The organism is uncultured Duncaniella sp., from assembly GCF_910578445.1.
GTDB lineage: Bacteria > Bacteroidota > Bacteroidia > Bacteroidales > Muribaculaceae > Duncaniella.
In genome coordinates this window covers 63,149-84,043 of the sequence record NZ_CAJTQC010000010.1, presented here as the reverse complement: position 1 = coordinate 84,043, position 20,895 = coordinate 63,149, and the positions used below count along the sequence as shown (strand labels likewise).

Below are 20,895 nucleotides of genomic sequence, written 5' to 3'. Positions count from 1 at the left end.
TTTAGAGGGTGTTTAAGGTTCTGTGAAGGTTTGTAGAGAGGGTAGAGGTCAGTTGTGGGCGAGTAGCTTTCGTATCTCATCAACACTCATGCCGCGCCGTCGGGCATAATCCGCCATCTGGTCGTCGGCAATCGGGCCGAGCATGAAGTAGGATGAATCCGGATGGGCGATGTAAAGCCCGCAGACTGTCGCCGATGGGCTCATCGCTCCGTTTTCAGTGAGCGAGATTCCTATTTCATCGAAGTCCAGCAATCCGGACAGGACAAACGTGAGCTTCTGGTCGGGGAGTGAGGGATAGCCTATGGCCGGACGGATGCCGGAATACCGAGCTTGGAACATCTGGAGGGTGGTCAGGTCCTCATCTTTGGCATAGCCCCACAGTTCCCGTCTTACGATTGAGTGGAGGTATTCAGACGATGCTTCTGCAAGGCGGTGGGCTATACTCTGCACCAGCAATGATTTGTAGGAATCGCCGTCCGTTTCGAAGCGTTTGATTGTCTCGGAGATGTCGACGGTCACGGCAAAAGCTCCGGCATAGTCGCCGGAAGGCATTATATAGTCGGCAAGAGAGCGGGTCGGGACGTTATTTTCAGGAGTCTGTGAACGGAGTGTCGGGATGCGGGTGTCACCGATTATAATATCGTCATTCTCCGAATGAGCATCAGTCAGGCAGACAACAGCTCTGCAAACAGTATTGTTTTTTTCAAGTTCATGCAATAGCTCCGAGGCATCGTCATAAAGCTTCAATACTTCCTGCCCCTTGGCTGTGTTTCCGTGACAGTGTTTCTCAATCCACGCCTGACGGCAGGCGGGACAATCGTGGAGCGATGCGACAGACGCGAAGTCGCCGGGCATCTTCCATGCGTTGAAAAAGAAGCGCCAGTTGATGAAGGGGATGACTTTTCCGACCGGGATGTCAATCACTGTTCGCCCGGGTTTGGCCGGTCTGACAGGTGTATATTGGCTCAGTGTGGAGCGGATAGAGCGCTCGCGGGCTTCTTCAAGGGGAATTCTTGGGATGAGGCGCGTACGTTCGCGTTGACGCAGCGCCTCGTATTCTTCGCGCAGCTCCGCAATGTAGTTTTCATGGGTGGCTGAGTTGAGCAGGCGCGCTGCAATGAGTGGATTCTGTGATGCGTCGGGGACATGGATGACCGGCGCTGAATAGCATGGAGCTATTTTGACCGCTGTGTGGATGCGCGATGTGGTCGCTCCGCCTACCATGACCGGGATTTTCAAGCCGCTTTTTTCCATCATCTCCACAACGTGGGCCATCTCTTCGAGAGAAGGCGTTATCAGGCCGGAAAGGCATATGAGATCCGGGCGTTCTTCAATAGCCGTTCTTACAATTTTTTCGGCCGACACCATCACACCGAGGTCGATAATCTCATAGTTGTTACATGCGAGAACTATCGACACGATGTTTTTGCCGATGTCGTGGACATCGCCTTTGACGGTGGCAAATATTATTTTTCCTGCCTTGCTTGTTTCGTGAGCTCCCTGTGAGGCCTCGATTGCGGGTGTGAGTATCCCGACCGCACGTTTCATTGTCCGTGCGGTCTTCACCACCTGTGGCAGAAACATTTTGCCTTCGCCGAACAGTTGGCCTACGCGGTTCATACCTTCCATCAGCGGGCCGTCAATAATGCTGACTGGATTGTTGTATTTTTCAAGAGCCTCGGCAAGATCTGTTTCGAGATATTCGTGGATGCCTTTGACGAGCGCATGGGTCAGTCGCTCGCCGACAGGCAGCTTGCGCCACGATTCTTCCTTCCGGCTATCGGCTGTGGGAGTCATGGATGTGCTCTCTTTGTCGCGGAGCATCCGCTCGGCATGTTCAATAAGTTCGTCAGCAGCTTCCTCACGGCGATAGAGCACCACGTCTTCGAGCAGTGTCCGCAACTGCGGGTCAATGTCGTCGTAGGTGACAGTTGCCGAGGGATTGACAATCGCCATATCCATGCCGGCTGCGATGGCATGGTAGAGGAAAACGGCGTGCATGGCTTCACGCAGGTAATTGTTGCCTCTGAAAGAGAATGAAAGATTGCTTACACCGCCGCTGACTTTTGCTCCGGGCAGGTTGGTCTTAATCCATTTTACGGCTCGTATGAAATCAAGTCCGTAGCGGTCATGTTCCTTTATTCCTGTGGCGATTGCGAGAATGTTCGGGTCGAATATTATGTCTTCAGGATCGAACCCTATCTGTTTGGTCAGCAGTCTGTAGGCACGTTCGCAGACGGCTGTCTTGCGTTCGAAGGTGTCAGCCTGACCTTCTTCATCGAAAGCCATGACCACGGTTGCCGCGCCAAGTTCCATGATGCGTCGGGCGTGAGAAAGAAATCGTTCTTCACCTTCTTTCAGGGAAATCGAATTGACAATAGATTTACCTTGGACGCATTTGAGGGCCGATTCGATGACTTCCCATTTTGATGAGTCGATCATTACGGGCACGCGTGCTATATCGGGCTCGGCTGAGATGAGATTGAGAAATCCGCACATTTCCTTGCGGGCGTCCATCATGCCGTCGTCCATGTTGATGTCGATGACCTGCGCTCCGTCTTCGACCTGTTTGCGTGCGATGGTGAGCGCTTCGTCAAGATTTCCTTCCTTAATCAGGCGCAGGAATTTCCGTGAACCGGCGACGTTGCATCGTTCGCCGACGTTGACAAAGAGTGATTCGGGAGTGATGTCGAGGGCTTCAAGACCTGAAAGCTGAAGACCATGTTTTGACCGGGGAATCCTGCGGGGGCTGTGGGCAGAGGCTTCTTTGGCAAGAGCCGCTATATGGGCCGGAGTAGTTCCGCAGCAACCGCCGGCGATATTGACAAGATTACCGCTGAAATATTCACGCATGTGCCCGACCATTGTTTCGGGCGTTTCGTCATATTCGCCCATGGCGTTCGGAAGTCCGGCGTTCGGGTGACAGCTGATCGGGTAGGGCGCGATGCGCGATAGCTCTGTTATGTGTGGGAGCATTTCAGCTGTCCCCGATGAGCAATTGATGCCGACCGATGCGATGTCGCTATGCCCGATGGATGCAAGGAATGCCTTGAGTGTCTGTCCGGAGAATGTGCGTCCGTCAGGGCCCGAGATTGTGACCGATACCATGATGGGGCATTTTTTGCCTGTTTCAGTCGCGACTTGTCGGGCAGCGTCGAGACCGGCTTTCAGATTAAGTGTATCAAACACGGTCTCGAAAAGTAGAATGTCGACGCCTCCTTTGACGAGTGCTCTGATTTGTCGGCGGTAGGCATCGAATAGGTCATCGTAGGTCACAGCCCGCATTGCCGGGTCGTTGACATCAGGACTCATCGAGGCCGTCTTGTTGGTCGGGCCTATGGACCCTGCTACGAATATTGTCCGTCCGGTGGCGCTTCTGTGTCCGTCGGCAAGTCGGCGGAGCAACCGAGAGGCTTCGGTGTTGATTTCCTCAACGAGTCCCTCCATGCCGTAATCGGCCATTGAGATTGGATTGGCGTTGAAGGTGTTGGTAGAAATGATGTCTGCCCCGGCTTCGATATATTGGAGTGCTATGTCGGTGATGACATCAGGGCGCGTGAGTGTAAGCAAATCGTTGTTTCCGCGCAGGTCACATGGCCATGAGGCAAAGCGTTGGCCGCGGAAATCGGCCTCGCCAAGCCCGTAAGCCTGTATCATTGTGCCTGTCGCACCGTCAAGTATTAAAATTCGCTCGTTGAGGAGCAAGTTGAAATCATCCACTGTGTAAAAAATATATATATTGAATTTCGATGCTTTGTTGAGGCTATGTCGCTTTAATGACAGGGGAGTTTATGGTCGTAGAGCTTTTCCCTTCTTATAAGAGTGTCTTTAGGAATGAAGTGAGCTCTTCGGCATTTTTTGCGGCCTGTGCGGCAGAGGGATGGAAGTCAGCTCCGTAGCCAAGGTCTCCTGTTTGCTCTGACATGTCGAACCGATAGATGTTATCGGAAGTTTCCGCAAGCCTGTCAAGGGCGGCTTTGACATCCTCAAGGGCTGTTCCGTGGAGCATCGGGCCTGTGAGCAATACGATTTTGGCTTGTGGCTGGAACATGCGGAGATGCACGAGGAATTTTTTGTATGCCTCTTCAAAGAGAGAAATGTCGTAGTCGTTGAGCGACGTGTCGTTTGTTCCTAAATTGATACAGATTATGTCGGGTCGGAAGGAGGCATGATTCCAGTAGTGGTCCGGATTGTAGATAAGAGTCCGGTCATATTCGGCCGGAATCCGCTGTTGAGGTGTTCCCTCGCGAGGACCGCCGTAGCTTCGGTACATGCCGATGCCTGAACGGGCCACGACATTGAAATCGGCATTCAGCGAGCGGGCTGTCAGATAGGCATAGCTGAGGGTGTGGTTCTGTGTGTCATAGCTGTAGTGTGTATTGCCGTCGGTGGCTTCTGTGCCGTAGCCGCAAGTGATGGAGTTGCCGATGAATTCGATTTTCAGGTCCGGACGGATGGGTGTCGGTAGCAGCTTGGGTGAATTGCCCGAGATGGTGAAACCGCGGAATTCGGGATGTTTCTCATAGCCTTCGATGGCATACGTCACACGTAACGAATGCTTACCCTCGGCGAGAGAGTCGGCAAGGGTTATGAGCGAATCAGAGTCCGTAAAATTGATTTTGAATGGCGGTAGTGAGTCAATCTCCACCATGAATTGTCCGCTCCCGGGTGATGCACCCATAGCTATTGACGATCCTTCGAAGTCGAGCATGGCGGTTGTGCCGGGATATGTGAATGTCGGGGGCACAGAGTCGCTCCACAAGATACGGCCCATGTATAGGATTCCCGGATCAGAGGGTTCGACTTTGAGCTGTTTTGAATCTGAGCAGGCGCATAGAACCAGCGCTATCGCCACAATGAAAGCATTGGCGCGAATGTGTCGAGTTATGAAATTTAATCCCATTGGAAAATTCGTGAAATGAGAGGTTTGAGTGATATATCAGTCACAAAATTACACGATTTTCCCAATCCCGCAAAAAAAGAAGCAGATTGTTGGGCAAAAGGAAGTCAAAAGCATGATTTTTTGGTCAAACTTTTGGAATTCACCTGATTTTCGCTTACCTTTGCACCCGATTTCGCAATCTCTGGCAAGGACATGCAGCCTGCGTATATTGCGAGTAGTGTTAACATTTTTAATATACGTATAGAAAAATGGACTTAATTAAAGTTGCAGAGGAAGCATTTGCCACCGGCAAGCAGCATCCCGACTTCCAGCCCGGCGATACCATTACCGTGGCTTATCGCATCAAGGAAGGTAACAAGGAACGTATCCAGCAGTATCGCGGTGTTGTTATCCGCATCTCAGGCGACGGCGACAAGCGTCGTTTCACAGTTCGCAAGATTTCTGACAACATCGGTGTTGAACGTATCTTCCCCATCGAGTCACCCTTCATCGACTCTATTACCATCAACAAGTATGGTAAGGTACGTCGTGCCAAACTTTACTATCTCCGTGGCCTTACAGGCAAGAAAGCCCGTATCAAAGAGCGCCGCGTAGTGAAGAAGGCGTAAAGATATTGAATACCCGCCCGTCCGGGCGTCCCCCAACTCCATCGCCCGGACATAAAAAGAGCCGCATGCCCTATCATCGTGAGGTGAAAAAGCTTGTGTGGCTCTTTAACTTTATATATGGCTGTAAGAAGAAATTCGTGTTGAATTTTTCAGAGTGGGGCGATAAATGCGGCTACGTCTGTATCGCCGAGAAGGTCGGCGATTGTGAGCCACAGTATCAATAATATTATCAGAACAACCACCCCTATGGCAAGCCACAGTGTAGTGCCGGATTTTGTTTTTCTCTCGCTCATAATTATAGTTGTTTTAGTAATTCGTTTATGGTTGAAACCGGTATATGCCCTATTAACACATTGGATGCCGTATTTGTTGAATGGAATGCTCTTTAAACTTTTTTAGCTTATAAATCGAGGATTTGAGTGGCGGTCGGATGTTATTAACAATAGAAAGATACGGTAATAATCAACTCACGAAACCACCCGCGTCACGCACGCTTCAACACCATCTGACCGGAAGGCTTTAACACCTTTCTCCACGCGGGATTAATCGTAAATCGTATAATATAAACTATTTATATTATGGGAACGAGAGAAACACACACACGATGCCTTGCAGCATTTTTCACCGGTTGTATGGCACTTGCTGTCGCAGAGCCGATAGCCGCACAAGTGGTGGCTGACACGATTGAAGTCAGGCATCTATCCATTGATATTGATGGTATCCGACGCGATTCTGACGGTCAGGAAGGACTCTTCAAAAGACCTGTAGCATTTCCGTCGGTAACCCCTGTAGAGGCCATTGCGGATGATGCCGGCATACCGCTTCCGTCTGCCGATATTCCACAGCGGCACTGGAGCATTTATATGGAACCATATTCACGACACGGCGGTCTACATCCCGACTGGCATAGGATGTGGATCAACACAGCTGTGCTGTCAGGCGCTTTTCTCGGCACGTTGTTTGTTTTGCAATGTCTTCCTGAGGATGCTACCGCATGGAATCGCGCCGCATATCAGAACACCACATTCTATTCACGATGGTACAAGAATATATTTGTGAAAAATCCTGAAATAGACCATGATAACGCCATCTTCAACTATGTTCTTCATCCCTATGCCGGGGCAGCTTATTTCATGGCTGCGCGCTCGTGTGGATTCAGTTTCTGGGGTTCGATGCTCTATTCGGCCCTTATTTCGACCGTAGGGTGGGAGTTTGGTGTAGAGGCATGTATGGAACGTCCGTCGTATCAGGATATATTCATCACACCCGTGGTCGGGAGTATTCTCGGAGAACTTTTCTATAAGTGCAAGCGCCACATCGTAGAGCATGATTACACTCTATGGGGCTCGCGGGTTATGGGCAATATCGTTGTTTTTCTGGTCGATCCGGTCAACGAGGTTGTCAACCTGTTCAGAGGCAGTTATGAGCGCAAGGCACATCTCGGCACGGATAATCCCTCGGTCATCCGCGAACGTCCGCTTGTCACATCGACATTCACTCCATCCATTGTCGGCGGCGCACCCGGATTTACCCTCACATGTACGTTCTGATTGAAAGTACACTTATCAAATCCTCAATGAATATTTTTTTTATGGTTGATTTAATGTTTTCTACAATAATGGAATTAGATATATGGTAAAAATTTAGTAACTTTGCGCAAAATTTTTTGTTCGGAACCATGAAACGTAAATGCTATCAGGGGATGAATTTTCGTCCCTACATTTCAAATTCCCAGATACAAGAACGCATAGGTATGCTTGCCAAGTCGATATGTGACGAGTATGCCGAGTGTAATCCGCTGTTTATCTGTGTCCTTAACGGCGCAGCGCCATTTGCCGTGGATTTATTCCGGGCATGTGAGGACATTGATGCCGAGCTGACTTTCGTAAGGCTTAAAAGCTACGACGGGATGGGGTCGACCGGTGTGGTCAAGCAGGTAATGGGTCTGAGCGAAAATCTTGCAGGCCGACATATAATCCTCGTGGAAGACATAATCGATACCGGCAACACTATGGTGAAGCTGCTTGCCGACCTGAAGGCTCATAATCCGGCTTCTATCCGTATCGCGACCCTCTTGTTTAAACCTGAGGCGCTTCAACATCCCGAGTTGCAGCCTGACTATGTAGGCTTTGAAATCCCGAAAAAATTCATTATCGGTTATGGTCTTGACATCGACGGTCTCGCCCGTAATCTTAATGACATATATATCCTCGATGAAGATTGAGGTTACGGTTTCGACACATAATTCAGTCAGAGGGTGTGGCTTCCCTGTGTAGGAGTGGCCGGCATCCAGCTTAAATAAAATAGGATAACGGAATGTTTAATCTTGTAATTTTTGGTGCTCCCGGAAGCGGAAAAGGCACCCAAAGTCAAAAATTGATCGACCGCTACGGTCTTACTCACATTTCAACCGGCGATGTACTTCGTTCGCAAATTGCAGCCGGAACAGAACTCGGCAAGGTTGCCGACAGCTATATTTCTAAAGGCCACCTGATTCCGGATGAACTCATGGTCGATATTCTGGCTCAGGAAATTGACCGTCTGCGTCCGACTTCAAACGGTTTTATCTTTGACGGATTTCCCCGTACGATTCCTCAGGCTGAGGCTCTGAAAAAGATGCTTGAGCAGAGAGGTGAAGAGGTCCACTCGGTAATAGGCCTTGAAGTGGCCGACGAAGAACTGATGGAACGTCTCATCAAGCGCGGTGAGCAGAGCGGACGTTCGGACGACAATCCTGAGACAATCAGCAATCGTCTGAAGGTATATCATTCAACCACTTCGCCTCTGCGTGACTACTATACCAAGGAAGGAAAGTACACTCCTATTCACGGTGAGGGACATGTCGACGAAATTTTCAACAATATCGTAAAGGCCATCGATGGCCAGACGGTTGTTGAAGCAGTCTGATTCATCAGCCAAAAACTAAAAATCTCATAAAAACTCTACTCTCCATGATGGATTTTAAACCTATCAGCGAGCTCACTTACGCCCAGAGCGTAAGTGAGCTCGAAAATATTTTAAGAATGATGCAGAGTGACAATTGCGACATTGATCATCTTGCTGCCTATACACGCCGTGCGACGGAGCTGCTGAAAGCATGCCGAATGCGGCTCACCACAACCGAAGAAGAGCTTCGCGACATACTCGCTTCGCTTGGGAATGAAGTGGCCGGTAATTCATAAAGGTATGATGTGCTTTCACATGACATTGCAACAGAAATAAAAAAATTCCAAAACCTATATTATTAAACATGAAACTTCTTCCTATCGCAGCTATCGCCATGACGCTGACAGTTGCAACTACAGGATGTAAGCAGAATAAGACCGAGCATCTTGCCAGTCTTAATGTGGCTTACATGGACACGACAGTCGCCCCCGGTGCAGACTTCTACACCTATGTCAACAAAGGTTGGATGGATGCAAATCCGCTTACAGCCGAACATGCCCGCTACGGTCAGTTTGATATCCTCAATGATTCATCTGAAACACGTGTGCGCAATCTTATCCAGAATCTCGGTGCTTCCAACCCTGAAGAGGGAAGCGTGGCTTATAAGGTCTGGACTGTATATTCGCAGGCTATGGACACTGCGCGCCGCAACGCTGAGGGTGCGAAGCCTATTCTTGCCGATCTTAAGAAAATCGAGGATACTCCCCACGAAGGCATGGAGGATCTTTTCCTCTGGATGCACGGCAACTATGCAAGTCCGTTCTTCGGTGCAGGCCCGATGGAGGATCTCATGAACTCGACGGTGTATGCAATGTACGTTTCAGGCGGTGGCATGGGTCTTGGTGACCGCGACTACTACCTGCTCAATGACGAACGCAACACAGCTGTGCGCAATGCCTACAAGAAACTCATCGCAACTCAGATGCAGAATGCCGGATATGCTGAGGCTGATGCTAACCGTATCGTGGCCAATGTCATGAAAATCGAGACAGCTATCGCTGATTCGGCCATGACAAGAGAGGAAAGCCGTGATATCCCACGCATGTATAATCCCCGCACTTTCGCCCAGCTTAAAGAGTCATATCCTGCTGTAAACTGGGACCGCTTCTTCATCGAGACAATGGATATCGCTTCGCCCGACTCTGTTATTGTCACCGACCCGAAGAGCATGTTGCAGGCCAACAAGCTCATGAGCACTCTCAGCGACCGCGAAATCAAGGACTATTATCTCTGGAAATATGTCAGTCAGGCTTCATCGAGACTGAGCGACGACTTTACCAACGCCAATTTCGAATTCTCGAAAGTGAAGAGCGGTGTGCAGGAACTCCGTCCGCTCTGGAAACGCGCGCTTGACGCAACCGAGGGCGCTCTTGGTGAAGCTGTCGGCGAACTTTATGTTGAGAAGTATTTCCCTGCAAGCTCAAAGGAATATATGCTCGGACTTGTTGAGAACCTCCGCACAGCTCTCGGCAAGCATATTGCTAACCTCGACTGGATGAGTGATTCAACCAAGGCCCGCGCTCAAGAGAAGCTTGCCGCATTCACCGTGAAAATCGGTTATCCCGACAAGTGGAAGGACTATACTTCAATGGAAATCGATCCCAAGCTCAGCTACTACGAAAACATGCACAATGTGGCTATGTGGCATCAGCGTGACACTTATTCGAATTGGGGCAAACCCGTTGACCGCACCGAGTGGGGCATGACTCCGCAGACTGTCAATGCCTACTATAATCCCCTTGCCAACGAAATCGTGTTCCCCGCTGCAATCCTCCAGGCGCCCTTCTTTGACCCGAACGCTTCAGACGCTGAAAACTATGGTGGCATCGGTGTGGTTATCGGTCATGAGATGACTCACGGTTTTGACGATCAGGGCCGTAATTTCGATGCTAACGGCAACATGATCAACTGGTGGACAGAAGAGGATGCCAAGGCATTTGAGGAAAAGACCAAGGGACTTATCGCACAGTTCAACGAGGTCGAGGTGCTCCCCGGTCTACATGCCAACGGTCAGTACACTCTCGGTGAGAATATCGCTGATCAGGGTGGTCTTCGTGTAGCGATGACTGCATTCCTCGACGCTCAGGCCAAGAAGGGTGTTGATGTGAACTCTCAAGAGGCTCTTATCGATGGCTTCACACCTGCACAGGTATTCTATATGAACTATGCAAATCTCTGGGCCAACAATATCCGTGATGAAGAAATCCGCTCGCTCACTACCGGCGACGTGCATTCGCTCGGCAAAAACCGAGTTAACGTGACACTCCGCAATATCGCTCCCTTCTTCGAAGCTTTCGGCATCACAGAGGATCAGCCGATGTTCCGTCCGGAGGCTGAACGCATTGTTATCTGGTAATGGCGATGTATCTCCATTGACGGAGAACCATACTTACAAATAAAAAATAACAGATTTTCCTGCGGTCTTCATGACTCAAAGAAAATCTGTTATTTTTTTTATTGCCTTACGTTATTATCGTAATTATGCCTGTACGGAAAGCAGGTTGCACTTGCCGGTTGCTGTTATTAAGTGTAGAGTGGCCGGAAAAAGCAGTGTTTCGCCTTGCTTGATTCTGAGGGTCTGTCTCTCCGGGTTGGCTTCGTCGGTCGAACATGTTATCTCAGCCTCTCCGTCAAGACACATTACAATGGTAAATGAATCGCGTGTATGGGGGAGGATTACGATATTGCCGTCAGGCTTGATGTTGTTTACGACGAAGTAGTCGCAGTCGGCCAGTAGAGAGCCTTCGGTGCTGGAACGGTAGTCGGGATGCACTGTATAGTCAATCGCATCGCGTGCTTCGGCTGTATGTAGCTGGCGGGGATTTCCATCTTTGTCACGCCGGTCATAGTCGTAGATGCGATAAGTTATGTCGCTTGTCTCCTGAATTTCCGCAAGAAGGTTGCCGGCGCCTATGGCATGGATGCGTCCCGCAGGTAGGAAGAAAGTGTCGCCGGGAGCGGAATCGTAGGCTGCGATAACATCCATAATGCTGTTGTCGGCCACGCGTCGCTCATAATCTCCGGGGGTGATTTCTTCTTTTAGCCCTACATAGATTTTTGCATCAGGCGCGGTGTCGATGATATGCCACATCTCGGTCTTTCCGGGACAGCTGTGGCGCTTTTGGGCGAGATTATCGTCAGGATGTACCTGAACCGACAGGTCGTCGCGCGCATCAATGAGTTTGATTAAAAGGGGGAAGTTTTCGCCGAACTTACGGTAGATTTTTTCACCGACAAGTTCAGCTCCGTGTTCATTGATAAGTTCTGAGAGAGATTTTCCCTTGAGAGGGCCACGGTCGACAGTCGAAACATGTCCGGGCACAGCCGAGATTTCCCAGCTTTCGCCTATACATGTCTGGTCGGTGGCAATACCTTTAAACGGGGCTATGCGCTCCCCTCCCCAGATCACAGATTTGAGGTAGGGTGCGAAATGCAGCACTTGAGTGAACATGTGTAAATAAAGATTTATAAAAAAAGACTATTGGAAACGTGTGATAATAGGAGAGGGAGAATGAGAATATATGTGTGTGATTCTACGATATTTCAGAGCATGCGCAACGCTTCAAGCAATTCGAGTGTGTCAAGGCGCGAAAGCGACCGCCGCTTCATGAGGGCCGCCGCAAAATCGTGGGCCACTGACTGCACTCCGCGATGGGTGAAGACTCGGTTGAGATATGAGAAATTTTTGTCAAAGAGGCGGTCGATTTCATCGTCGTCAAGTGAACACGCCTCATGTCCCTCTTCGCGTGCGAAATCATGGAGAAAATCGTGGAGTTCCTGAGGGAGCTCGTGACGGTCTTTCACCATATGACGGCACATAAGGTTCGACATAAGCATTCCGATTCCGATGTTATAGTTTTTCAACATCTGATTCCATGCGGTCTTTGCCGACACTCCGGGATTGCCTGCAAAGTAGAAATAGGGCGACATGGCGACCATATCGTTAGGGTCGCAGTCGAGGGAAATTGACGTGAGCATATCCTCTCCGTCAAAAATCATCAGACCGATGGCCATGCCTGTTGCACCATAGCTTCGGTCGGTATCGTCGGTGTATTTCAGACTTTTCATAATGAGCAGAATATAGTATCAAAACATCCTTACGGGGTTGAGAGTTCTAAATTAAGTTCTAATTAACAACAAGGATTTTGGCAACGACATCGCCTTGAGAGTCGGTCTCGGAGCTTACGGATGCGAATACGTAGTAGACTCCGCTTTTAACGCGCGCGCCGTTCATTGTGCAGCCGTCCCATGTAGCCATGCCTCCCTGCGACCGTGTCTGGTAGACGAGGTGCATGCCTGCATCCATGATTTTGACAAGTGATTCATCCATTAGTCCACGGATTGTTATGAGGCCGGTATAGTCGGGGGTGACAGGGTTGGGGTAAGCGATGACATCGGAATAATCGGGACGGGCGGGAGATGCGGTCGACGAATATTCGTAGAGGCCATTCAGAGTCGAGACAAAAAGTGAATTTGAGTTTGCATCGACATAGATGTCCGTGATGCAGTTGGTGGGCAGTGGCGAATTTGTGGTATTGAAATTCTCAAGAATCTCGTCGCCGTTTTCGCTGACGAGATAGATGCCAGAGCCTTCGGTGGCAATCCATTTACGATTGGCGGCGTCGACGGCTATGGCATATATCTTTTCAGTTTCCAGCAGGTAGTCGGCGAGGTTAGTGCCGTCATTGCGGGGGACTTTGAGACGGTTGATGCGGAAATCAGACGAAAAGACGTTGGCAGGATTTGTGATTTCGAAGATTCCGTTGGTAGTTCCTGCCCATACGCGTCCGCGCTGGTCTTCTGTAAAACAGAGGATATAGTCGGTTGAAAATATCTTTCCGTCCTGATCTGTCAGTGTCGAAACGACAAGAGCTGTGTCGTCGGACGGATCTGTGATTGAATTTCCATAATGTAAGGCGGAGAATCCTTGTTTTGCCTGGGCATCTGACATGAATATGGCCGGAATCCTGCCACACTGGTGCATGACAATGTCGCGTTGGGAGATTGTTCCGCCCATGTCAAGTCCTATCCAGTCTTCTTTGGTGATTGTCGACGGATCTTTACGGCGTTTATCGGCCGGAAGCACAATCAGAGGTGGCCATGTTTTATCCTCGGTATATACTCCGACCAACAGGTTGCCATGTTTGTCGAACTGGGCGGTGCTTGGTCGCCATGCCCAGTTTACGTTTTTGTTTATGAGAGAGTTTTCGTCAAATTTTCCGATTTGCCGTCCGTCTTTGACAACGTAGATGCCTTCGATTCCCGAACCGATGTAATGGATTGCATGGTCATCGGGATCTTCAAGCAGGAATGTCGGTGAGAAAATATAGTCGCCTTTGGTGCGGCGTCCATCGGCTGAGGCGGATGATTTGAACGTAAGGTCTTCGGTCGCGTCGATATCCGTTACATTTCCGTCTTCAATCATGTTGCCGGAATACACCAGATCAAGGAAGTCTCCGTTGCCGACAGCAAAATGGGCGCTCATGCCGTGGTTGGCGATCATGAAACCACGGTTGTCGGTCAAGGGGATTATGTGGGAGATGTCGGAAAATGTGGTGGCGTCTGCCGGGCGATATCGGTCGCGCATGACAGTGAGCGAACCGTTTTCTTCAATGCGGTAGTTTGCCAGTCCGCTGGCATCGGCTGACCATAGCGACTTCGGGCCATCGGTGGTTGAAATCGCATTGTTGAGCAACGGCTCAGGCAGTGTGATGTCCAAAGTCTGTGTCCAAGGAGCTGTGAAATGAAGAAGTTTTCCGTCAGCGATGGCATAGACACCATCGTCGGCAGTGAAAATGGACTTTGTATTCGTGACGGGAGTCTCTTCGAGAGTGGCGCTGCGGTTGTTTGCAGCGATTGACAGATGATAGAGTTTCGTGTTGTTACAATAGACGGCGAAGTGGGTGTCGCCTGCCGGATTATTGTTGCCTAATGGGACTAAGCCCTTGGGTGCAGAGAATATCTGGACAAGGAATGTGAACTTGTCGATTGTGTGATGCTGTCCGTTTTTAGGCGATGTGGTCACATAGTAGGTCCATTCCCGTGGGTTGGTCACGAGGATAATGTTGTCCGGTGTGAGGGCGATATTTGTCACATTGACATTGAAAATACCTGACTCATCGACTTCGAAAGAATTGTCATTGTATATCACAAAACCGAATGAGGTTGCAATGTAGATTTTGCCGTCGCCGAACTTCACATCGTTGATTGTCTTGCTGTCGACATTGGCATTCCTGATGTCGGGAAGATTGATGCGCTCTCCTTCATCGGGAATAATGTCGATGTTACCGTCCTCGTAGGCTACAAAAAGATAGTGTCGGTCGAAATTATAGAAAATATCCTTGATGCGGCCGGCTGCGATATCTACTTGTGGCTCGAAAAAGCGGGTTTCATCATTGACTTTGTCGTAAGAGTGGAGAGAACCGGATGTTGCGAGGTAGACGAACTGCGGGGTTTCAATCAGGCGGTCGGGAGTTCCGAAGGCCGGATAGACTTTCCAGCTGCCGGTGGCGAGCTGGCCGTTTATGGCAGCCGGCAGAAGTGCAAGGAGCAATAGGGTCAGCTTTCGTAACATTGCAGTGATTTTCAATGGGGGTGGAGAGGTTAATGTGGTGATTTTATTTTCTGGGGGAAAGAGATGCCGCCGGCCGGAAATAAAGCTGTCGGCCAATCAGTCGGCCGCCTGCAGATAGGCCATGAGCTTTTCCGTCGCTCTGCCACGATGGCTTATGGCGTTTTTTGCATCCGGACTCATTTCGGCAAAACTCATGTCGCTCTCGTCGGGTTGGAAAATCGGGTCGTAGCCGAATCCGTCGACACCGTGTGGCTCGGTGAGAATCCTGCCCTTCACCTGTCCTTCGAATGTCATTTCGACTCCGTTGAGAATCAGCGCGATGACCGTGACGAATCTGGCGCTGCGGTCGGTCACTCCCTGAAGGTTTTTTAGCAGCAACGACATGTTGGCGGCGCTGTCGTGGCCGGGCCCGGCATAGCGGGCCGAATAGACACCGGGCGCACCGTCAAGGGCATTTACCATGAGGCCTGTGTCGTCGGCAAAACAATCATAGCCGTAATGCTGTTTTACATAACGTGCCTTCATGACGGCGTTTCCTTCGAGGGTGTCGGCTGTTTCAGGTATATCGTCCTCACAGCCAATCTCTTTTAGTGACAATACACGGAATTTTCCACCGACTATACGGCGGATTTCCTCAAGTTTGTGGGAATTGTTTGTCGCGAATACTATATCTTGCATATTAATTATAAACGTATTCGGTATTTTAATATTGCTTATCGGAATTAAATTTATGGGAATCTTACATCGGGAGGCCATTATGAGGGCTTTCAGATGATTTGCATTTGTAAATTTATGCGATTCTGGTGCTGTGTCTGATTGCCAAGTGTTTAACAAGTGTTTAATATGATAAGAATAAATTGTGAAAAAAAGTGTGGTTTTTATGCTGTTTAGTTTTGTAAATTTTTGTAATTTTACACCCTCTAAACTATCCCTTGCAAGTTAATCTCTATGGCTGAAGAAGTTTACCATATTCCCGCGCTGCTCCCCGAGACAATAGATGCTCTTGACATCCATCCCGGTGGCATATATGTCGATGCCACGTTTGGTGGTGGTGGGCATTCGCGTGCGATAATGGAACGTCTTGATGCCGTGGAGGGTGGCCATCTCTATTCGTTTGATCAGGATGAGGATGCGGTGAAAAGAGCGCCGGCCGACGACCGTTTTACAATGGTCTATTCCAATTTCCGTTTTATCACAAACTTCATGTGTTACTATGACGTGGACGGAGTCGACGGAGTATTGGCCGACCTTGGAGTGTCGTTCCATCATTTCGATGATACCGAAAGAGGGTTTTCTTTCCGTTTCGACGGACCGCTCGATATGCGTATGAACCGTCAGGCGTCACATTCGGCGGCTGATCTTGTCAATACATTGCCGGAGGAGAAAATTGCTGATATTCTCTACATTTATGGCGAATTGAAACAAAGCCGGGCAATGGCACGTTCGATTGTGAAGGCGCGCCAGTCAGCTCCGCTGACAACAATCGGACAGCTTGTCGAGGCTGTGAAACCTCACATCGATCCGCGTAAGGAGAAAAAGGAACTGGCCCAGATTTTTCAGGCTCTCCGCATTGAAGTCAATGACGAGATGGGCGCTCTGAAAGAACTGTTGCAAGGGGCGTTGAAAGTTCTGAAACCGGGTGGAAGGCTTGCGGTGATCACATATCACAGTCTTGAAGACCGTCTGGTCAAGAATTTTATGAAGACAGGCGATTTTGCCGGAAAAGCCGACAAGGACTTTTTCGGAAAAATCAACGCTCCGTTCAAACCGCTCGGCAACAAACCGATTGTTCCTGACGCGGGGGAGATTGAGCGTAATCCCCGCTCACGCAGCGCAAAGCTCCGCGTAGCGCTAAAATTGTAGATATCCATAACGCTAACTCTCAACTCAAAAACATAAGAAGTGGCAACACGAACAGTCAAAACCTCAAGGCGTCCGTCATTAATATCCCGCCTGTTCAGGGGGCAGATATTGTCGAGCGACTTTTTCGCCCGTCATTGGCTTCCGGTGGTTCTCGGTGTAGTGGTTGCAATGGTCTACATCACCACGAAGTACACCTGCCAGACCAATATGGAAAAAATCGCAGACCTTGAACGTAAGCTTGAAATCGTAAACAACGAAAAGTCGCGGGAACGCAGTGCTTTCATGGGCCGTATCCGTGAGACATCGATGCAACAGTTGGTAGATTCTCTGCACCTCAATCTGAAAGTACAGTCCCAGCCACCCTATAAGATTCCAAAATAGTGAAAAAGGACAACCGCAGTCATATTCTTCTCCGTTACGGCATCATCATCGTGCTCATTCTGGTTCTCTCGGCGCGTATAGTGATGAAACTATGCGACACGACCATAATTGATGCCGATAAGTGGAATCATAGAGCCAACGAACTTCTCTCGCAGAGTAAAGTCATAGTACCTCCGCGAGGCAATATCCTTGCCTCTGACGGTAGTGTCCTTGCGACAAATCTCAATTTCTATACAGCCAGAATTGACTATCGAGCTGAAAAATTCAACGAAAAGCTGTTTCGCGACACAATCGACCAGCTTGCAGCGCGGATGGCTGAGCATTTTCCTGTGAGAGATGCAGCCGGATGGAAAAAACATCTGTTGAAACCTCTTGACAAGGTGCGCGAGAAACGTCCGCGTGCCTATAAGCTTATGTCGGGACTGTCGCATACCGACATGGAGACTCTGAGGACATTCCCGTTTTTCAGCATAAAAAACCGTAACCGCAACGGATTGACTTTCGAGAAATACATGCGCCGTTTCAATCCATATGGCGACATGGCGCGCCGAAGCATCGGTGGTGTCGGTGAAACGAAAGAGAGCAAGGAGATACATGGTATTTCCGGTCTCGAAAAGGCTCTTGACTCGCTGTTGTACGGTAAAATCGGTTACAGCAAGATGATAAATCTTACAAAAAAGATTACTGACTGGACCGATGTTCCGGCTATCCCGGGCTGTGATATTGTGACGACAATCGATATCAATATGCAGGATATTGTCGAGAGCGAGCTCAACAACGTGCTTGACACCTGTGGCGCAGACTGGGGAGTGGCCGTGCTCATGGATGTGAGAAACGGTGATATAAAAGCAATCTCTAATCTCGAACGCAACCCGAGAGGCGCAGGATATGTCGAAGCCCGCAACCGTGCCGTGATGGGCTATGAGCCGGGTTCGGTGGTCAAGACGCTTTCGATGATGATTGCTGTGGAGGACGGACTGATTCCGGATCTTGACGAGACGCTTCCGACCGGTGCGGGATGGGCCTATGCAGGCGGACGCCCCATAACCGACTCACACTATTCGGCGTCGATACGTGCGGGGGATGTCCTCGAACAGTCATCCAATATCGGCATGGCCCGTATCATCACCAGAAAATACAATGACAATCCTGGCGCTTTCTACTCGCGTGTGAAATCTCTCGGCTTTCTCGAACCGATGAACACCGGTATTGCCGGCGAAGTCCCCCCGCGGTTTGACAGTATCGCAAGTGACCGTGGCGGCCGCATAGCCCTTTCGCGTATGAGCTATGGCTATGCGACAGAGATTCCGCCTCTTTATACGCTTGCCATCTACAACGCCATCGCCAATGACGGTGTTTTCGTCCGTCCGCGTCTTGTCAAGGAGGTCAAGGGTGCGATTGACTCGGTGATGCCGGTAAGTTATATGGGCGATGGCCGCGCATGTTCGCAGCGCACTGCAGGAATCCTACGTCAGATGCTGACCAATGTGGTGTGGGGAGATCACGGCACAGGCCGTTTTCTCCGCAACAACACAGTCAGAATTGCAGGAAAGACAGGCACGTGCTACATGATTGAAAACGGTTCGTATAACCCGAGCAAGAAACGCCTTGCTTTCTGTGGATTCTTCCCGGCCGATAATCCGAAATACTCGTGCGTGGTTCTGACCTGTCATCCGACAAAGAACTATTTCGGCGCGGCTACCACTTCCGGTCAGGTACTCCGCAATATCGCGCTCAAACTATACTCGCGCGGCATGCTGGGCAACAGTTCCGATTACCGTAGCAAGATTCCGTCGAACGACGCGCCTACTTTCTATGCTTCATCGATGGGGCGCAAGGCATACGACCGGGTTAAGGCCGAGTTTTCACTCCCGTCGCACCGGGCTCTCAAATCGCCTGCAACGACATCAAAAGGAACTCTCCCTGATGTCAAGGGCTACAGTCTCCGTGAAGCGCTTGTCGCGCTTGAAACGGCAGGCTACAATGTCTCTTACTCCGGTTCCGGATATGTCAGGTCGATGAAACCGGCTGCGGGAACAAGAGCGCCTCGGGGGACACGTGTAAGACTTGTCCTTGGAAATTAATCAATGAATACAATCACATTCTAACACATATCATAGTGAAAAAACTTCAAGAGCTTCTCTCCCCGCTTGACATTATAAAAATCATCGGTAGTGATGATAAGAACATCACCGCTCTCACATCGGATTCACGCAAGGTTGAGGACGGAACACTTTTTGTTGCCGTTCCCGGAGTGAGTGTCGATGGCCATAAGTTCATTCCTATGGCCGAAGAAAAGGGGGCTGTGGCAGTGGTGTGTCAGGAACTCCCCTCGGAACTGTCCACCCATGTGACTTATATAGTTGTCCCGTCGTCGGCTATTGCCCTCGGCTATCTTGCTTCGCAGTGGTTCGACAATCCTTCGAGAAAACTGAAGCTGGTCGGAGTGACAGGCACGAACGGAAAGACGACGACCGCTACGCTTATCTATGAGATGTCACGCCTGCTCGGTCATAAGACCGGCCTGCTCTCGACGGTGTGCAATTATGTGGACGGCAAGCCATATCCGACAGACCATACGACTCCTGACCCCTATACTCTCAACGAGATGCTCCATCTCATGGTGGAGGCAGGGTGTGAGTATGCCGCGATGGAGGTCAGTTCACATGCCGCCGACCAGCAGCGTATAGCCGGGCTGCATTTTGCCGGAGGAATCTTTACAAATCTGACACGTGACCATCTGGATTATCATAAGACCTTCGAGGCTTATCTGGCCGCCAAAAAGAAATTTTTCGACATGCTGCCTGCCGAGGCGTTCGCCCTCACCAATGCAGATGATAAAGTTGGAGAAGTGATGTTGCAGAACACGCGCGCGCATCGCTACACTTACTCCTTGCGCAGCGATGCTGATTTCCGTGGCCGTATTGTTGAGTCGCGACTCGACGGAACACTTCTTTCGCTCAACGGCAATGAAGTGGAACTCCTTTTCACCGGAAAATTCAATGCCTACAACCTTACTGCCGTCTACGGTGCGTGTGTGTTGATCGGATGGCCGAAAGAGGATGTGTTGCGCGAGATGTCGCGTCTTGTTCCGGTTGCCGGCCGTTTTCAGGCATTCCATTCGCCCAAGGGCTACACGGCCATCGTCGATTATGCCCATACTCCGGATGCAGTTGTTAACGTCCTCAATGCAATACGCGAGGTCATCGGCAAGGACGGCGAGATAATCACCGTTGTCGGTGCAGGTGGCAATCGCGATAAGGGTAAGCGTCCGATTATGGCAAAAGAGGCTGCAGCCCGCAGCCAACGCTTGATTCTCACCTCGGATAATCCTCGTTTTGAAGAGCCTGAGGATATTCTCCACGATATGGAGGAAGGGCTTGACGAAGAGGCCCGCAAGCGGACTCTCCACATAACCGACCGCCGTCAGGCCATACGTACTGCCGCTCTCCTTGCCGGCAAGGGATCTGTCATTCTCATTGCCGGAAAAGGCCATGAGGATTATCAGGAAATCAAAGGTGTCAAGCATCATTTCGATGACCGCGAGGTGGTCATGGAGATAATAGCTGACGAAAAGTGACAATCGTGCTACTATAAAGAACGCGATTGTTTTAACCAAA

The 20,895-nt window shown here is 50.0% G+C and carries 17 protein-coding genes; 10 read left to right on the top strand and 7 right to left on the bottom strand.

Features of this window, described 5'->3' with window-relative positions; genetic code table 11:
* Positions 1 to 48: 48 nt before the first annotated feature.
* Together metH and QZ311_RS06155 are read right to left on the bottom strand one after the other, a co-directional pair.
* Positions 49 to 3,720, bottom strand: coding sequence for a methionine synthase (gene metH / locus QZ311_RS06160; protein WP_297065481.1), 3,672 nt, complete (start codon positions 3,718 to 3,720; stop codon positions 49 to 51).
* Between the two features lie 94 nt (positions 3,721 to 3,814).
* Positions 3,815 to 4,903 carry an SGNH/GDSL hydrolase family protein gene (locus QZ311_RS06155; protein WP_297065478.1) on the bottom strand — a complete coding sequence of 363 codons (1,089 nt, stop codon included), beginning with the start codon at positions 4,901 to 4,903 and terminating at the stop codon, positions 3,815 to 3,817.
* Between the two features lie 248 nt (positions 4,904 to 5,151).
* Between QZ311_RS06155 and rplS the strand changes: the two genes are divergently transcribed.
* Positions 5,152 to 5,511: a 50S ribosomal protein L19 gene (gene rplS / locus QZ311_RS06150; RefSeq protein WP_123613700.1), complete on the top strand. Its 360-nt coding sequence runs from the start codon at positions 5,152 to 5,154 to the stop codon at positions 5,509 to 5,511.
* A gap of 149 nt (positions 5,512 to 5,660) precedes the next feature.
* On the opposite strand, the gene QZ311_RS06145 is transcribed toward rplS, so the two are convergent.
* The gene (locus tag QZ311_RS06145; RefSeq protein ID WP_297065470.1) at positions 5,661 to 5,804 is read right to left on the bottom strand and encodes a hypothetical protein; all 144 of its coding nucleotides are present in this window, start codon (positions 5,802 to 5,804) and stop codon (positions 5,661 to 5,663) included.
* A 285-nt stretch (positions 5,805 to 6,089) separates the two neighbouring features.
* Between QZ311_RS06145 and QZ311_RS06140 the strand changes: the two genes are divergently transcribed.
* The 5 genes from QZ311_RS06140 to QZ311_RS06120 all read left to right on the top strand — a co-directional run bounded on the left by QZ311_RS06140 (position 6,090) and on the right by QZ311_RS06120 (position 10,813).
* On the top strand, positions 6,090 to 7,061 hold the full coding sequence (locus tag QZ311_RS06140) for a DUF3943 domain-containing protein (RefSeq protein WP_297065468.1): 972 nt from the start codon (positions 6,090 to 6,092) through the stop codon (positions 7,059 to 7,061).
* A 128-nt stretch (positions 7,062 to 7,189) separates the two neighbouring features.
* On the top strand, positions 7,190 to 7,735 hold the full coding sequence (hpt, locus tag QZ311_RS06135) for a hypoxanthine phosphoribosyltransferase (RefSeq protein ID WP_297065465.1): 546 nt from the start codon (positions 7,190 to 7,192) through the stop codon (positions 7,733 to 7,735).
* A 92-nt stretch (positions 7,736 to 7,827) separates the two neighbouring features.
* Positions 7,828 to 8,418: an adenylate kinase gene (locus QZ311_RS06130; RefSeq protein WP_297065461.1), complete on the top strand. Its 591-nt coding sequence runs from the start codon at positions 7,828 to 7,830 to the stop codon at positions 8,416 to 8,418.
* Between the two features lie 44 nt (positions 8,419 to 8,462).
* Complete coding sequence (xseB, locus tag QZ311_RS06125) at positions 8,463 to 8,693, top strand: exodeoxyribonuclease VII small subunit (protein ID WP_297065458.1); 231 nt, start codon at positions 8,463 to 8,465, stop codon at positions 8,691 to 8,693.
* 68 nt (positions 8,694 to 8,761) lie between these two features.
* Entirely contained in the window at positions 8,762 to 10,813 is a 2,052-nt protein-coding gene (locus QZ311_RS06120; protein WP_297065456.1) for a M13 family metallopeptidase, read from the top strand.
* Positions 10,814 to 10,936: 123 nt separating this feature from the next.
* Here the strand turns inward: QZ311_RS06120 and QZ311_RS06115 are convergent, their stop codons facing one another.
* The 4 genes from QZ311_RS06115 to QZ311_RS06100 form a co-directional block, all read right to left on the bottom strand.
* Positions 10,937 to 11,908: a type I phosphomannose isomerase catalytic subunit gene (locus tag QZ311_RS06115; RefSeq protein ID WP_297065453.1), complete on the bottom strand. Its 972-nt coding sequence runs from the start codon at positions 11,906 to 11,908 to the stop codon at positions 10,937 to 10,939.
* A 92-nt stretch (positions 11,909 to 12,000) separates the two neighbouring features.
* A complete protein-coding gene (locus QZ311_RS06110; protein WP_297065449.1) occupies positions 12,001 to 12,525 on the bottom strand; it encodes a hypothetical protein in 525 nt (174 codons plus the stop codon).
* A gap of 58 nt (positions 12,526 to 12,583) precedes the next feature.
* On the bottom strand, positions 12,584 to 15,031 hold the full coding sequence (locus QZ311_RS06105) for a two-component regulator propeller domain-containing protein (RefSeq protein ID WP_297065446.1): 2,448 nt from the start codon (positions 15,029 to 15,031) through the stop codon (positions 12,584 to 12,586).
* Between the two features lie 96 nt (positions 15,032 to 15,127).
* The gene (locus QZ311_RS06100) at positions 15,128 to 15,709 is read right to left on the bottom strand and encodes a non-canonical purine NTP diphosphatase (RefSeq protein ID WP_297065441.1); all 582 of its coding nucleotides are present in this window, start codon (positions 15,707 to 15,709) and stop codon (positions 15,128 to 15,130) included.
* 264 nt (positions 15,710 to 15,973) lie between these two features.
* On the opposite strand from QZ311_RS06100, the gene rsmH reads away from it, so the two are divergent.
* Genes rsmH through QZ311_RS06080 form a run of 4 tightly spaced genes read left to right on the top strand, consistent with a single transcriptional unit; the run spans position 15,974 to position 20,855 of the window.
* Positions 15,974 to 16,894: a 16S rRNA (cytosine(1402)-N(4))-methyltransferase RsmH gene (gene rsmH / locus QZ311_RS06095; protein WP_297065506.1), complete on the top strand. Its 921-nt coding sequence runs from the start codon at positions 15,974 to 15,976 to the stop codon at positions 16,892 to 16,894.
* A 39-nt stretch (positions 16,895 to 16,933) separates the two neighbouring features.
* Positions 16,934 to 17,275: an FtsL-like putative cell division protein gene (locus QZ311_RS06090; RefSeq protein ID WP_297065438.1), complete on the top strand. Its 342-nt coding sequence runs from the start codon at positions 16,934 to 16,936 to the stop codon at positions 17,273 to 17,275.
* Positions 17,275 to 19,359 carry a penicillin-binding protein gene (locus QZ311_RS06085; protein ID WP_297065435.1) on the top strand — a complete coding sequence of 695 codons (2,085 nt, stop codon included), beginning with the start codon at positions 17,275 to 17,277 and terminating at the stop codon, positions 19,357 to 19,359. Before QZ311_RS06090 ends, QZ311_RS06085 begins: the two co-directional genes overlap by 1 nt.
* A 35-nt stretch (positions 19,360 to 19,394) precedes the next feature.
* On the top strand, positions 19,395 to 20,855 hold the full coding sequence (locus QZ311_RS06080) for a UDP-N-acetylmuramoyl-L-alanyl-D-glutamate--2,6-diaminopimelate ligase (RefSeq protein ID WP_297065432.1): 1,461 nt from the start codon (positions 19,395 to 19,397) through the stop codon (positions 20,853 to 20,855).
* Positions 20,856 to 20,895: the final 40 nt, after the last annotated feature.